This is a genomic window from Faecalitalea cylindroides ATCC 27803, assembly GCF_000469305.1.
Taxonomy (GTDB): Bacteria; Bacillota_I; Bacilli_A; order Erysipelotrichales; family Erysipelotrichaceae; genus Faecalitalea; species Faecalitalea cylindroides.
Genome location: NZ_KI270964.1, coordinates 907 through 17509, shown reverse-complemented (window position 1 = coordinate 17509; position 16603 = coordinate 907). Strand labels below are relative to the sequence as shown.

The window sequence follows — 16603 nt, the reverse complement described above, 5'->3', positions numbered from 1 at the left end:
CACATATCGGGAGGAAATATTATGCAGAAAAATGATTTTAAGATCGTGCCAAAAAAGGAAAAAAAGGGATTTTCAAGAAATTTGATCATATTATTTTTGGTTTGTCTTTTGTTGCTGCTGCCATTTGCGATAAGAAGCTTTGTTTTTTTGATTGGTGAATTTTCATATATGACATGGAAATATTCAGTTTCTTTATTTTTGAAAGATGTGGTGCTTGAACTTACATTTGTTATTTTATTTTTGGTTGTTCTTGTTATCTTATGTACGCAAAAACCATTCTCTAAGATTTTATTAAGATGTTCTACAGGTTTAGGTATCTTATATATCGTTACAGCTATCATTGTTCCAAGACTTCCAGACTTTGAATTACAGACATTTATTTTGGTGGGAATTAATGATGTTATCATTTTCGAAGGCTTTTATTTCATTATTGGCTTGGTTTTGATCATATTTAGTGTTTTAATGAAAGCAGATTTGATTATCAAACTCAATTGGAAGATGAAATGTTGTAGGTGATAATATGGCAATTATTTTGCGTTTAGATCGAGTAATGGCAGACCGTAAGATTTCTTTAAATGAATTAAGTGCTAAAGTGGGAATATCGAATGTAAATTTATCGAATTTAAAGACAGGAAAAGTAAAGGCAATCCGTTTTTCGACTTTGGATGCGATCTGTAAAGTTTTAGAATGTCAACCAGGCGATATATTAGAATATAAAGAAGATGAATAATTTAAATCCAGCGATGTCTGGATTTTTTTGCATGTGATAATATGGTAAAATATTCAACGGTGATATTATGGGTGAATCAGTATTAGATACATTAAATATAAATCAAAGAAAAGCAGCCAGTACAATTGATACGCATGTTCGCATCATTGCCGGTGCCGGCAGTGGAAAAACACGTGTTTTAATGGCAAGAATCGTGTATTTGGTAAAAGAAGTGGGTATCATGCCAAATCGAATTTTGGCGATTACTTTTACAAATAAGGCAACACAGGAAATGAAAGAGCGACTTCATGCACAATTAAAAGATGAGGCCAGTGTTGTACGTATCTCTACGATACATGCTCTTTGTGTAAGGATCTTACGAGAAGATGCTGATCAGATTGGATATCCTCGATCTTTTACGATCTTGGATTCGGATGATCAAAAACAAATATTACGTCCTATTTATAAAAAGATGGATATTGATTTAAAACAACTTTCGATGGCTAAAGTTTTAGGATATATTTCTGGTTATAAATCAGAACATATCGATCCAGATATGGCTATAGCCATGGCTGAAACGGATAATTCTGAGCAGATTGCCAATATCTATAAATTTTATGAAGATGCTCGCTTAGAAATGAAAGCTATGGATTTTGATGATCTATTGATCGAAGCACATAAACTTTTAAATCATAATGCGGATGTAAGAACAAAATGGCAAAATCGTTTAGATTATATTCATGTTGATGAATTTCAGGATGTCGATCCTGTTCAATATGGCATTATTCGTTTGATTACAGGAAAACATGCTTTTTTATGTGTTGTAGGAGATCCAGATCAAACCATTTATACTTGGCGTGGTGCAAGCGTAGATATCATTCTTCGCTTTAATAAAGATTTTGAAAATTGTGAAACCGTGATCTTGGATCAAAATTATCGTTCTACAAAACCAATTCTTGAAGCCAGCAATAAAGTTATTTCGTATAATCAAGATCGTATCAAAAAAGATTTATATACACAGATTCCAGGCGATGATAAGATCTTGCTGCATGCATCAAGTGAAGAAGGGGATGAACCTTTATTTGTCGCAAGAGAAATATCGAAACGACATAAAAATGGAATAGACTATAAAGATATAGCCATTCTATATCGCTCAAACTATAGTTCCAGATCTTTTGAACGTGTATTTCGAACAGTGGGGATTCCTTATATTATTTATGGTGGAATTCGTTTTTATGAAAGACAGGAAATTAAAGATGCTTTGGCGTATTTAAAGCTTTGTACATATCCTGATGAAAATGATCCTGAACAGTTCTCTTTAGATCTTGCGATCTTGCGTGTCATTAATCAGCCTAGACGAGGCATTGGTCAAAAATCTATAGATGCGCTACGCGAAGAAGCTGCAAGTCGACATATCAATCTTTTTGAAGAGATGAGAGATCCTTTAGATATTTCGAATGCAATTAAAAGAAAATGTGAAGGTTTTGTTTCACTTATTTTGGATTTAAGAAGTCATCGTAAAGATTATTCATTAGAAGATTTTTTGGATTATGTATTGGATAAGACTGGATATTTAAAAATGTTAGAAGATGAAAATGAAACAGAACGAATTGAGAACTTAAAGGAACTTAAATCCGATATTGCCCAGTCTTTAAAAGAAGATCCGGATATGACTTTAGAAACATATTTGCAGGATGTGTCTTTATTTACCGATAAAACTTCGGATTTGGCATTGAATTCTGTTTCATTGATGACAGTTCATGCGGCTAAAGGACTTGAATTTGATACAGTATTCCTTGTGAATTTTAATGATGGAATCTTTCCAAGTGCAAGGTCCGTTCAAGAAGGGGGAAGAAAGTCACTTGAAGAAGAAAGACGCTTGTGTTATGTTGCGATGACTCGTGCAAAACGAAATTTGATCATTACATGGAATACAGGCTATTCATACATGTTGGATACATATAAGATTTCATCGAGGTTCTTAATGGAGATACCCAAAGAGTATACTTATGATGATAAGCCAAAACCAAAAGTTGAATATACATCCAATATGATGCAAAGTTCTATGAGTTCATCTAAACAAACTATGAAAAAGAATCAAAAATTTCGTAAAGGAGACTTGGTCGATCATAGTGTTTATGGGCAGGGTGTTGTATTGAAAATTGAAGGAAATGTAGCAACAGTTGCTTTTAGCCATAAATTTGGAGTAAAGAAATTGAATGCTAGTCATCCGTCTTTGAAAAAAGCATGATATAATATCTAAACAGGTGATTAAATATGAATGAAGAAAATCGTATTTTATTTCTAAGAAAAGAACTAGAAAAGTATTCTATTGAATATTATGTATATGACAATCCAAGTGTTTCGGATCAAGAATATGATCGTTTGATGCAGGAGTTGATGACATTAGAAGAAAAACACCCTGAAATGTATGATGCCAATTCGCCTTCACAAAGAATCATTGGTCAAGTCTTGGAAGGTTTTGAAAAAGTTAGGCATGACAGCCAAATGCTTTCGTTAGGAAATGTCTTCAATTATGAAGAAATTGAAGAATTTGTTAATCGTATTCAAGGAAGTGTCAAAGATGCCGAATTTGTCGTGGAATGTAAATATGATGGTTTAGCAATGTCTTTGATTTATGAGAATGGTTCCTTTGTTCGTGCTGTGACAAGAGGGGATGGATTGGTTGGCGAGGATGTATCCGCAAATATCAAAACGATTCAATCCATTCCTATGCATATTCCGGAAAGACGTCATGTAGAAGTACGTGGTGAAGTGTATATGCCTAAAAAAAGTTTCGAAGAACTGAATGAACGTCAAAAAAAGAACAATCAAGCCTTGTTTGCCAATCCTAGAAATGCGGCAGCGGGTTCAATTCGCCAACTTGATTCAAGTGTGTGCGCTTCTAGAAAGCTTGATGCTTACTGGTATTATTTTCAAAATGCACAGGATTTTGGAATCTTAACTCAGCAGGAAGCGTTGGATCGAATGCGTTCTTTAAATTTTAAAGTCAACCCTTTATTTAAAGTTTGTAAGAATACAAAAGAGATTTGGGAGTTTATCCAGTCCATTCAGGAAAAACGAAATGATCTACCATATGAAATTGATGGTATGGTTATTAAGCTCAATTCTTTATCTGATCAAAGGACATTAGGTTCAACTGCCAAAGTGCCACGATATGCCACGGCATATAAATTTCCTGCCGAACGTGTACAGACAAGATTGCTGGATATCGTAATTACGGTAGGAAGAACAGGAAAGATCACACCCAATGCGGTTCTTGAGCCGGTTCGCATTGCCGGTACAACGGTTAGTGCGGCGCAGTTGCATAATGAAGATATGATTTTATCAAAAGATCTAAGGATCAATGATATTGTTGTAGTACAAAAAGCTGGAGAGATCATACCGGAAGTTGTCTCAAGTGTGAAAGAAAGACGTGATGGATCACAGGTTCCATATGTATATCCAACTCATTGTCCGGTTTGCGGCTCTAGATTGGTACGACTAGAAGGGGAAGCAGCCCATTATTGTATCAATCAAGATTGTCCGGCTCGTGTTGTGGAGTCTATGATACATTTTGCCTCTAGAGATGCAATGGATATCGATACTTTGGGTGATAAGAAAATTGAACAGCTTCATGAATTTGGTTTTTTAAATTCTATCGAAGATATTTATTTCTTACATGAACATCGTGAAGAGCTTCTTGAAAAAAGAGGATATCAAAAAAAATCGGTCGATAAAATGTTGGAGACAATTGAAACCAGTAAAAAACAGCCTTTGGCTTTATTGTTATATGGATTAGGAATTCGACAGGTTGGTAAAAAAGCTGCAGCTATCTTGGCAAACTACTTTGGCTCTATGGATGCATTGATGAAGTCTGATGTTGATACACTTGTTTCCATCAATGATATCGGCCCGATCACAGCTCAAAGCATTGTTGAGTTCTTTAAAGATGAATCAAATCAAAAACTGATTCAGACTTTAAAGGAACAGGGCTTGAACATGATTCAGGAAAAACAAGAAATCAAGGCAAGCCGATTTACGAATAAAACGGTTGTTTTAACAGGAACTTTAGAACACTATACGCGAAATGAAGCCAAAGAGATATTAGAAAATCTTGGGGCTAATGTTTCAGGTTCTGTTTCAAAAAAGACAGACTATGTGATTTATGGTACAGCTGCAGGAAGCAAGCTTGCCAAAGCACAAAATCTTGGTGTTGCGACGATGAGTGAGGAGGAATTTGTAGAGGAGGTAGAAAATGCACAGAACAGTTAAGTTATTGACAAGCTTTTTGGTGATTTCTTTATGTCTGAGTGGTTGTATGGGGACATCTACAAATGATACTTTAGCTTTACAGGCAGGAGATTATGTCGCAATGTTGCCTTTTGAATCGAGCGATACACGTGTCAAACATGTTGGTTTGATTTCGGATCAAGATATACGAATTGAGATTGAATCTGGTTTGATGGATCTGTCAAAACAATATTTTGATCCATCGTCTGTTGGATATCGTACACATACATTTCTTGATTTTGATGAATTGGATGCAACCGATGGTTCTAGAGGACTTTTGGGAACATTAAGAGATGATAATCCTAATGGTTTAAATCCATCTCGTGATGAAGCTTTCGATACCGGGAATGGAGAAGTAACTGGAGCCACCATTCTTGTGGATATCTATGAACTAGACTGGTATAACACTAATGATAACTTACGAGGAATTTCCTTAGCTTTGGTCGTAAATGATGAAGTCGAAGATGATGCAGGAAATACATATGAGATTACCAAAGAAAAGTTACAAAATTATATTGAGGTAACCACAGGGAAATTGGTTAATTATATGCGTGAGCGCTTTAATGATATCTCAGCTAGAATTCCTATTTATATTGCCGCTTATTCTTTAGATTCTTCGCAGGAATCTTTAGGTGGATACTTTTATGAAGGAATGTTTGAAGGAAGTAGTGGAAGTTATAATTCTTTAGATGAAGAGTGGATCCTGGTGCCAAGCACACAGTTAACTACAGATGATCCAACAACAGCTGAGCAATTCAATACTTTTAAAGAAGATATTCAAAATGTTTTGCCTGATTACACATATGTAACAGGAAAGGCAAAATATGAAAATGAAAATTTAGTTAAACTGCAGTTGGATATTACTTCCCATGGTAAAACAGCGGGTGAAATTTTGGCAGTATGTCAGACGGCAAACTCAAGTTTATCAGTGTTTACAAGTACGGATTGTGAATATCAGATTACAATTACCAATGATGATACAGTTTATGCGATGATCAATCGTGATATCGATTCAACTGAAACAAATGTTAATACACGCTTTTAATAGAGGAGAAAAGAATGGAAAAGTTTAGTAATGAATATTTTCATAAGTTGGCAAATGATCTTAAATTCGATTTAAGTGATGATGAGATCAACGAACTGAAAAAAGATTTTATTGAAGTCGAAAAACAAGTTGAATTGTTTGAAAAAATCGACACAACGGGAGTAGAACCTATGGTTTATCCTTTTGAAGAGGCAACAACATTTTTAAGAGAAGATATAGAAGAAGATGTGTTGTCACAGGAAGATGCATTAAAGAATGTTAAAGATGTAAGAATGGGACATGTTCATGTACCAAAGGTGGTGAAGTAAAATGGAAATAAAGTCAAGTGTCAGTGCAGTTGAATCTTATAAAAGAATTGAAGAATTGCAGCCAAAATTAAATGCAGCTGTAACGATGATCGAACCTAAAGACAATCCTAATCAAGGTAAACTTTTCGGTATTCCTGTCATCTTAAAAGATAACATCAATACAAAAGGAATTCGTACAACAGCAAGTTCAAGAATTTTAGATAACTATGTTCCTGTTTATGATGCAACGATTGTTAAAAAGTTGAATGAAGCAGGAGCTATCTTTGTCTGCAAGGCCAGCATGGATGAACTTGGTATGGGTGGAACAAATAAAAATGCCTATACAGGCGCTGTACATAACCCTTACGATCTTGATCGTATTTCTGGTGGTAGTTCAGGAGGGTGTGCTGTTTTAGTAGCTAGTGATGCAGCTCCTTTAGCTATTGGAACAGATACGGGTGATAGTATTCGTAAGCCAGCTGCTTATACAGGTGTTGTTGGAGTAAAACCAACTTATGGGCGTATTTCTCGTTATGGTATTATTCCATATGCATCAAGTTTGGATCATGTCGGTTACTTTACGACAAATATCAAAGATGCAGCTTTAGCTTTAGAAGTTTTAGCTGGACGTGATGATAAAGATATGACTTCAAGCTTTAAACCAGTTGAAGAATACTCTAAAAATTTAAATGGAGATCTAAAAGGCAAAACGATCGGTGTTTTAAAGACAGTCATCGATGAAATAGAAGATGAATATGTAAAAAACACATTCTATGAATTTGTTGAGAAGTTAAAAGAAGCTGGTGCTAACATCAAAGAAGTGGAAATGCCAAGAGAATATATGGAACTGATTCCACCGGTTTATAAGACCATTGCCAATGCAGAAGCAACCGCAAACCATTCTAATCTTGACGGCCTTCGTTTTGGTATGCGTGAAGATGGTGAAAGTGTAGAAGAGGTAATGACAAACTCACGTACAAAAGGCTTCTCAAGCTATGTTCGTGCTCGATTTGTGATTGGTTCTTATTCATTGTTTAATGAAAATCAAGATCGTTTATTTAGAAAAGCACAGAAGATTCGTCGTTTGATCGTAGATGCTTATAAGAAATGTTTTGAAGGTGTTGATGGTATTTTGTGCATGGCAGCTTTAGATATTGCTCCAATGATTGAAGACAGTCAGGATGTTCGCTTTAAAGAAACCTCTTTTGCGGATGAGCATATGCAGCTTGCCAACTTCTCTGGATATCCAAGCATAACTTTGCCATTTGCCCAAAAAGATGGAATGCCACTTGGAATCAATTTAACATGCCGTCCATTTGAAGAACAAATGATGTTTGATTTGGCACAAGGTATGGAAGATATAACAGGTTTAAAAGACCAGGTTAAGAAAGGAGTCTAAGAACATGGATTATTATGTAACGATTGGTATTGAGATCCATTGTGAACTAAAGACAAATACCAAAATGTTTTCTGGAGCACCAGTCCGTTTTGGAAAGGTGGCTAATACTTGTACGTCCGTAGTAGACCTTGGACATCCAGGAATCTTGCCATGTGTAAATAAAGAAGCAGTAAGACTTGCCATTAAAGCTTGTACGGCTATGCATTGTGAATTGGATACGTTATTAAAATTTGATCGTAAAAACTATTATTATTCAGATCTTCCAAAAGGATTCCAAATCACACAACAATTTCATCCAATCGGAAAGAATGGATATGTAGAAATTGAAGTAGATGGTGAAAAGAAAAACATTCGCATTGAAAGAATTCATATGGAAGAAGATACTGCTAAACAGTTTCATAAAGATACAGGAACATATATTGACTTTAACCGTGCAGGAACTCCATTGATTGAGATCGTCTCTTGTCCGGATATGCATTCAGCAAAAGAAGCAGCTGCCTATGTAGAAACTTTACGAAAAAATCTTCTATATCTAAATGTCAGCGATGTTAAGATGGAAGAAGGCAGCATGCGCTGTGATGTCAATATTTCTTTAAGTAAGGATAAAGATACTTTAGGAACAAAAACAGAAATCAAGAACTTAAACTCTATTGCCAATGTTCAAAAAGCTGTTCAGGCAGAAATTGAAAGGCAGTCTGCTTTATTAGATGAAGGAAAGAGTGTTGAGCAGGAAACAAGACGATATGATGAATCTTTAAAGACAACGGTTCTTATGCGTAAAAAAGAAGGAAATGTTGACTATAAGTATTTTCCAGAACCAAATATCTTTCCAATTCAATTAGATCCAAACTGGGTAAAAGAAATTCAGGATTCTCTTGAAGAATTACCAGAACAAAAGATCGAACGCTTCATGAAAGAGTATGGCTTAAGTGAATACGATGCCAATGTGTTGGTCAATGATAGAGCTATGGCAGATTATTATGAAGAAGTTTGTAAGCATACCAAAAATGCGAAGAAGGTATGTAACTGGATTACAGGAGATGTTAGTGCTTATCTAAATAAAAAGAATACAAATTTTGATTCGATTGAAGTAAAACCAGAATATATTGCCAGTCTAGTTGATTCGATTGAAGCTGGAGATATTAGTGGAAAACAAGGTAAGGTTGTTTTTGAAGAAGTTATGTTGAATAAAGATCCAAAGAAAGTCATTGAAGAAAAGGGTATGAAACAAGTCAGTGATGACGGAGCTATTCTTGCCTTGGTAACAAGCGTTTTAGATGCCAACCCACAAAGTATCGAAGATTACAAGAATGGTAAGGATAGAGCTGTTGGATTCTTAGTTGGTCAAGTAATGAAAGCCAGCAAAGGACAGGCAAATCCAAAACGAACAAATGAATTGATCAAGGAAGAATTAAACAAACGTTAATTTTATGGTATACTAATCACTAGGAGGGTAGTTTTATGGCTTTAAATAAGACAAAACCTAAAAAAACACAAAAGAAAAATACAGAATCTAAACAAGGGCATAAGCTTGTTTGGTTTACTCTGATCATAATCGCTATTCCTGTAGTGATAGTAGCGTATGTATTATTAACTAGTATGGGTGGACAGGGTGAGCCTGTCGTTGGAAATCGTTTTAACGGTGAAGATCTAAACCCAAGCATTACAGAAGAAGCGATGAACTCAATTCAAGAACAGGTTTCCGGTATTGGTGGTGTAGAAGAAGCAACGATTAATTTAAAAAGTGCAACTTTAAGAGTTCATTTAAATATGGATGATTCTTATACACAAGATCAAATTCAGGCAGCCAGCGATCAAGCTTATGAAATTGTAGCGGCAACGCTTCCTATCGATCAGTACTTTACAAATCGTGAAGATGCTAAAATGTATGATCTAGAAATTGATGTGTACAATTACATAGTAGATGACAGTCATCCCGCAGAAGGTCAGATATACATTAAGACAACCAAAACCGGTGCTGCAACGGATCGTGTAACAGATGTCATGACAACGGCTAAAGATCCAGAACTTGTAGCTCAAATTAAACGTTAATATTTCGCTGTGTGAAAGCACAGCGTTTTTTATTTCAATAATGTAAACGTTTTCATTGACGTTAAACCGAGGGGGAGGGTATAATATGTCTATAGAAACTTTATGCTTTTTTGGTAATACATTAAAACAGTAATAAAGAAATAGGCTCACTTTAACATTACTTTATCGATTACTTGAGAAGTGTAAAGGTAAGAGAGGAGTAAGGGTATGCGAAAATTTATAAATCGTATAGTTGCATTGTTCTTATCACTGTGTATGGCAATGCAACTAGGAGCTGGAGACGTATTTTTTGTTTTTGCCCAGAGTCTAGATGATCCGGTCATAGAATCCGGTACCCAGCCGGTTAGTGAAGAACCGACAGTACCAGAAGAACCGACAGTACCAGAAGAATCGACGGATCAAGTAGAAACAGAACCTCCTAAAGAGGATGCTGTTTTAACTGTTGAATATCTAGATGAAGCTGGGAATAAATTAATAGAAGATAAAGTTTTCAGTGGAATCTATGTAGAGGATACGGTAAAAGCAATTGATATAGAGTTGCCTATAGGAGGGTATACTTTAGATCATGTTATTGATCCTGATAATGAATATGTTTTAGGTCAAGATCTTATTCTTTCAAAATCAGAAAAGGCGATAAAACTTATTTATAAGGAAGAAATTTCAGAAGAAGCAACCGATAAAGATGAGCCTACAGAAGATAATAATATAGTATCTGATAATTCAGATAATACTTCTGCTAATTCAGTTGTAGATGAAGGTGATGATGAAAAACCAACATATTATGAAGTCAGGTATTATGATGAGAATGGAAATCGAATTGGAGTTACTACAAGTGGATCGAATATTCAATATGTAAAAGCTGGTGAATCAACTACACCTCCAAGTCGTCCTGTTCTAAATAACGAGGGTGAAAAATTTGTTGGGTGGTTTACAGAACCCAATGGACAAGGTAATCAAATTACAGAGTTTGGTCCAATAAATGCAGATATGAATTGTTATGCATATTATGAAGCTCAGACCACACATACTATCAAAATTGATTATGTTTTTGCCGATACGGAAAATCAAGCATTTGATTCATATATAGCGACTGTTGCTAATGGTGATGCATTTAAGGCAGAAGTAACTTCTCCAATATTAGAAGGATATACAATTGACCAACCAACAGTTTCAATTGACATTCCGAGTGTTACTGAAGATGTTACATATACTGTTAAATATTCAGGAGAAAAACAAACATATACTGTAAGGCATATGTTACAAACTCCAGCTGGTAGTGACTATGTAAAGACTGATGAAGAAACTAAAGAAGGCTATATCGGTAATTACACTGCAGCTGAAGCAAAAACATATGAAGGCTTTCATTCTTTATCTTTCCAAAATATTTTGATCACACCTACAACTACAGAGAGTAATACAGTAATAGAAATTAAATATGATCGAAACTTCTATAATCTATCTTTTATTACTGGTGATAAAGGAAGCTAAGTTCCTAGTGTATCTGTTAGATATGGTCAAAATTTAGGTACGATAGTAAATGACATTGATGAACCTACTCGTTTGGGATATCGATTTATTGGTTGGTCTTTAACCAATAATGGTGAGGTAATTGATGGAAATGTAACTATGCCAGCTAATCAAACCAGCTTATATGCTGTATGGCGTGAAAATACAAATGCTAGTTATACAGTAGTTTACATGTTGGAAAGTTTAACTGGTGGACATGATTACATCACTTCAAAAACAGGAAGTGGACAAGTTGGAGCTATAATACCAACAACAGGATCTCTAAGCATCACGGATAATGATTGGAATAATGCCAATATTGATCCTAATGGTGTAGAAAGAGATACAACAAAAGATGAAGATGTTACCATTACCTCAGATGGACAAGCTGTAAAAACGGTTTATTTTAATCGAAAAACATTCCATGTAAATTTCTATTTATATGTAAGAAATGGTTTCTTAGATTGGGAATGGCAAAAACAAGATAATTTAACAATCTCTGCTAAATATGGTGAAGATGTATCTTCTATTTGGACTGACGATGCTCATAGTGAATATATGTGGTATACAGGAAGAGATCAACAAACAAGTGTTGGTGCTATGAGTGCTATGCCTGCATACGATATAAACCGATATGGAGAAGAATCAAATACTGAACCTATATATTATATGGTTGAAAAAGTTAATAGTGATCGGCAGTATGAAGAATATACGACTGGTGTTTTGCCTCGAGGATGGACTATTAATGAAGGAGATATAATTGAAATACCAGGCTTCACTTATGAACGCATGAATACGCGTAATAGTACGTTATATTATACTCGTAATAGTTATACAATTACTTTTGAAAATTGTGTAGGAATTAGAAATGAAAATTTAGAGTATGAAGAGGCCTTGGCAAATGCTAAACCTAATGATGATGACATTCAACCTCCTGCAACAGTGGATGATGATGCGGTATTTGCTGGATGGTATACTTCACCAAACTTTGAAGAGAAAGTAGACTGGAATTCAGTCATGCCTTCTCATAATATTCAACTTTATGCTAAGTGGGAAAATCCAGAATATACTGTTAAATTTGAAACAAATGGAGCTGGTCCGATTGATCCAATCACTGTTAAAAAATATGAATCAATTGAAGGACAGCTTCCAACTCCAACAAAAGAAGGGGATGAATTCTTAGGTTGGTATACAGATGAAAATTTCAATTATCCATTTATCGAAGAGACAAATATTGTTGAAAACTTGACTTTATACGCAAAATGGAAAAATGCTTCAATTGTACCATATACAATTCGTTATATTGATGCAGAAACCAAAGAAAGTATTGCAGAGGATACAAATGGAAATGCTGAACTTAATTCTTATGTATTAGTTGAGCCTAAACCAGTAGAAGGCTATACTGCAAATTCTGGTTCAAGTCAAAAAATATTAACTCATAGTGGTCAGATTTTTGAAGTTGAATATACGAAGAAACCAACTTGGTCTTTTACAATTCGTTATATTGATATAGAAACGCAACAACCTATTATTAAGGATAGCGTTCAATCAGTACCTGATACGACTTCTCAAGTTGTAGTACAGTCTCCTAGTGTTAAAGAACAATCAGGTCTTGCTGATTATATGATTGTTTCTGATCCACAAATGACTGTCACAAAAGATCAAGATGGAGAAACTGTAGTTTTCTATTATACAAAACAAACACAATCTTATCTTGTAAATCATCAATTACAAATGCCAGATGGAACATATCAAACTATTGAAACAGAAAATCAATCAGCTAATGTAGGAGATTATGTTACAGCTAATCCAAAAACATATGAAGGCTATAACTGTATTTCTACACAGTATCAACGTTCTGGAGTTGTAACATCTCATGGTGAGAATGAACAAGGTTTAGTTATTAATGTTAAATATAATCGTACTAATCCTATCACGGTAGATAATTATACAGATTATTATGATGGTGAGTCTCATGGATTAACTATCAATGGAACATTGATCAAAAATGATCTTGTAACTGAAACAATCGAATATTCTGAAAATGGACAAGATTGGTCAACAACAGCGGTTACTAAGAAAGATGTTAGTACAGGTGCTTCATTAGATTATACAGTTTATGTTCGCTTTGTAACGACAGTAAAAGATAATACTTATACAAGTGAACCAGAACAACATAGTATTACTATCAATCCTCGTCCGGTTACTATCAAAGCACCTGATGCAAATAAAGTATATGATGGAACTCCATTAAATACGTGGGGACAACAAGCAGATATTATTCAAAGTGAAGAGCCATTGTCATTAGGTTTTGTTGGTGAAGAAGGTTTTATAACTTATTACTATACTGGAGAAAGTACTATTACTGCCCCTGGTGAAGAGGATAATGTAATTAATGAATCAACTACAGAAGTAGATAGTAATTTAAAAGCTGGTACATTACTACGTAATTATGATATTAGTTATTCGACTGGACTATTAAAGGTTACTGAATTGCCAGATACGGAAAAGTTTATTGCAACTATTCAACCTCATGGTAGAGAAGTTACATATAATGGTAAAGTGCAAGATTCTATTGGTATAGATTCTACTACTTTTGCTAAGGCAGATGGAACTAGTTTACAAGGTTATACTATATCTGCTGCAAATGATGCATTCAAAGGTTCTGGAACTGAAGCAGGTAATTATGACGTAACACAACAAAAAGATATTATTATTTATGATAGTGAAAATAATAATGTTACAGATCAATTTAAATTGAACATTTTACCGGCACAGTTAGTGATTAAACAACGAGAAATTACAGTTAATGCAGCTAGTTATACATGGGATTATGATGGTGATGAACATTCATTAGAAACATGGTCTGTTACAGTTGGAACAGTAGCTGATAATCAAAATCTTTCTGCTACTGTAAAAGCTGATACAGCTACTGGAACAATTAAAGAACAAGGTGAATCAGCCGACAATATTATTTCTAATATTGTAATACGCGACGCGTCTGGAGCAGATGTAACAACGAATTATGATATAACTCCTGTTAATGGAGTCATTCGAATTAATCCAATTGATGCGGAAATTACAGCTAAAATTGTTATTGCGGATAAGACAACTACGTATAATGGAACAATTCAAAAATTCTCAAACTTAAATGGCGATGACTATACCTTATCTTTCGAATTTAAAAATGAAGAAGATAAAATTGATACTACAGGTTGGCATTTGATTAATGATGAGATTTCAACTCAGGGATTGTATGCTACGACAACCGCTATTCCAGCTGTATTTGCTAATCCAACAAATTTGAAAGTAGTCGATAAAAACGGGGATGAAGTTGCTACTGCTATACCTTCAGTAACTCAAGGTTCATTAACAATCAATAAAGCACCATTAACAATCACAGCAGGTAGTGATTTAAAAGAATATGATGGAACTCCTTTAACTTCAAGTGAATTTAGTCAAGAAGGTTTAATAACTAGTGATAAAATCAGTCTTTCAACTAATGGTTCTCAATTAAAACCAGGATCTAGCAGTAATACAGTCGTAGAAGAATCGGTTGTAATTATCAATCAGAATATTGAAAATGGAGTTAATGTAACTGAATCTTATGACATTGAATTTAAACCTGGTACTCTAACAGTTACTAATAATGATAAAAATTCTCGTAAGATTACTATTACTGCGGGAAATGCTTCAAAAGTTTATAACGGAACTCCTTTAACACAGGCAACTTTCCGTATTGAAGGATCAACAGTTGGAAATGATACGATAAATAGAGGAAATATTGAGACTATTGGCTCAATCACAACTGTAGGAACAGTGGAAAATGTTGTAGATCCAAGTACAGTTCAGATTATGAATGGTAATGTTAATGTAACTGAAGCTTATACTATTGAATATAATATAGGCACTTTAGAGGTTACACAAAGACCAATTACATTCACTGGTGCAACAGATACTCATGTTTATGATGGAACTTGGTTTGCAAATGCTGGTGTTTCACAAACTGGAACATTAGCTTCAGGTGATTCATTCACTGGCGCTATAGTTGCTACAGGTACGATTAAAGATGTTGGAGAAAAACCTAATCCAGTTGGTGAAGTTAAGATCATGAACGGTGATGAAGATCGAACATTCTGTTATGACATTACTAAGACACCAGGAACATTGACAGTTACCCCAGCTGCGGCTTCATTAAATGCTGTAACTATTGAATCAGAAACAGTAACTTATAATGGTCAAAATCAAAAACTTGATAATGCTAGTTCATTAATAACAAGTGGTACAACTTTGTATTACAAAGAACGTAATCAAGGCGAAGAGGCTTGGTCAACAACAATGCCAGAATTTAAAAATGTAGGACAATACATCATTGATGTAAAAGCTGTTAATCATAATTATTATGATGCTACAGCTAGTGCTACATTGACAATTCAACAAAGACCAGTAGTTATAACAGGTGATTCAAATGAATTTGTTTATAACGGAGAAGAACAAAAGGTTGAAGGTTATACTTGGACAACAGAAACAGAAAATAGCGGATTGTTGAAAGGTGATACGATTGAAAATGTAGAAGCAATTGCTAAATCAGTCAATGTTGGAAAGAACATTCCAGGAACTATTACTGCAAGTAAAGATGTTAAAATCACTTCAAATGGAGAAGATGTAACAAAGAACTACTATATTACTACTAATCCAGGAACAATCACTATTAATCAAAAAGCTATTTCTATCACAAGTGATTCTGCTGAACAAAAATACAATGGGCAAGCATTGATTAAGAATTCTGTAGAAAGTGATCCAGAATTAGTTAAAGAATCACAAATAATTAGTTATACCTTTACAGGTAGACAAATTGCTATTGGAACAAGTAAAAATACCTTTGCTGCATCTATTAAAGATGGTGAAAATGATGTAACTAGAAATTATAATATAACTTATAATTATGGTACTTTAACTGTTTATGGTGAAATCAATTACAATGCAAATGGTGGAACAGGTAGTGCTCCAGAAGCAGACCGTTATGATGCAGGTGATACATATAATGTAAAAGAGAATATGTTTACACGTGCAGGATATACATTTGGTTCATGGAATACTCAAGCAGATGGAAAAGGAACAACATATGCTAAAGGTTCACAAATAACATCACTTCAAAATAATGTAACATTATATGCTCAATGGATTGCAAATAGTGATACACAATATAATGTGGCAACATATTTAGAAGGTGAAAATGGATATCCTACTGATCCTACTACAATTGTTAAACGCAGTGGTGAAACTGATACAACAGTATCTGTAACAGAAGA

The 16603-nt window shown here is 34.5% G+C and carries 11 protein-coding genes; all 11 read left to right on the top strand.

Annotated elements, in window-relative coordinates; all coding sequences use genetic code 11:
- The first annotated feature begins 21 nt into the window (after nucleotides 1-21).
- On the top strand, nucleotides 22-516 hold the full coding sequence (locus HMPREF0367_RS01195) for a hypothetical protein (RefSeq protein ID WP_035400358.1): 495 nt from the start codon (nucleotides 22-24) through the stop codon (nucleotides 514-516).
- 4 nt (nucleotides 517-520) lie between these two features.
- Nucleotides 521-730 (top strand): helix-turn-helix domain-containing protein, encoded by a 210-nt coding sequence (locus HMPREF0367_RS01190; RefSeq protein ID WP_022356218.1) that lies wholly within the window; start codon nucleotides 521-523, stop codon nucleotides 728-730.
- A gap of 67 nt (nucleotides 731-797) precedes the next feature.
- Nucleotides 798-2960 (top strand): ATP-dependent helicase, encoded by a 2163-nt coding sequence (locus HMPREF0367_RS01185; protein ID WP_035400355.1) that lies wholly within the window; start codon nucleotides 798-800, stop codon nucleotides 2958-2960.
- Nucleotides 2961-2986: 26 nt separating this feature from the next.
- A complete protein-coding gene (gene ligA, locus HMPREF0367_RS01180) occupies nucleotides 2987-4984 on the top strand; it encodes an NAD-dependent DNA ligase LigA (RefSeq protein ID WP_035400353.1) in 1998 nt (665 codons plus the stop codon).
- Nucleotides 4968-6047 (top strand): CamS family sex pheromone protein, encoded by a 1080-nt coding sequence (locus HMPREF0367_RS01175; protein WP_035400351.1) that lies wholly within the window; start codon nucleotides 4968-4970, stop codon nucleotides 6045-6047. Before ligA ends, HMPREF0367_RS01175 begins: the two co-directional genes overlap by 17 nt.
- Before the next feature lie 14 nt (nucleotides 6048-6061).
- Nucleotides 6062-6355 (top strand): Asp-tRNA(Asn)/Glu-tRNA(Gln) amidotransferase subunit GatC, encoded by a 294-nt coding sequence (gene gatC, locus HMPREF0367_RS01170; protein WP_015535311.1) that lies wholly within the window; start codon nucleotides 6062-6064, stop codon nucleotides 6353-6355.
- Between the two features lies 1 nt (nucleotide 6356).
- Nucleotides 6357-7733 (top strand): amidase family protein, encoded by a 1377-nt coding sequence (locus HMPREF0367_RS01165; protein ID WP_035400349.1) that lies wholly within the window; start codon nucleotides 6357-6359, stop codon nucleotides 7731-7733.
- Between the two features lie 4 nt (nucleotides 7734-7737).
- A complete protein-coding gene (gatB, locus tag HMPREF0367_RS01160) occupies nucleotides 7738-9159 on the top strand; it encodes an Asp-tRNA(Asn)/Glu-tRNA(Gln) amidotransferase subunit GatB (RefSeq protein WP_035400347.1) in 1422 nt (473 codons plus the stop codon).
- Between the two features lie 35 nt (nucleotides 9160-9194).
- Nucleotides 9195-9785, top strand: coding sequence for a hypothetical protein (locus tag HMPREF0367_RS01155; RefSeq protein ID WP_035400346.1), 591 nt, complete (start codon nucleotides 9195-9197; stop codon nucleotides 9783-9785).
- A 207-nt stretch (nucleotides 9786-9992) separates the two neighbouring features.
- Nucleotides 9993-11273 carry a hypothetical protein gene (locus tag HMPREF0367_RS01150; protein WP_035400344.1) on the top strand — a complete coding sequence of 427 codons (1281 nt, stop codon included), beginning with the start codon at nucleotides 9993-9995 and terminating at the stop codon, nucleotides 11271-11273.
- A gap of 72 nt (nucleotides 11274-11345) precedes the next feature.
- Nucleotides 11346-16603 (top strand): InlB B-repeat-containing protein (locus HMPREF0367_RS01145; protein ID WP_148449343.1); only part of this gene is annotated, 5258 nt, incomplete at its 3' end.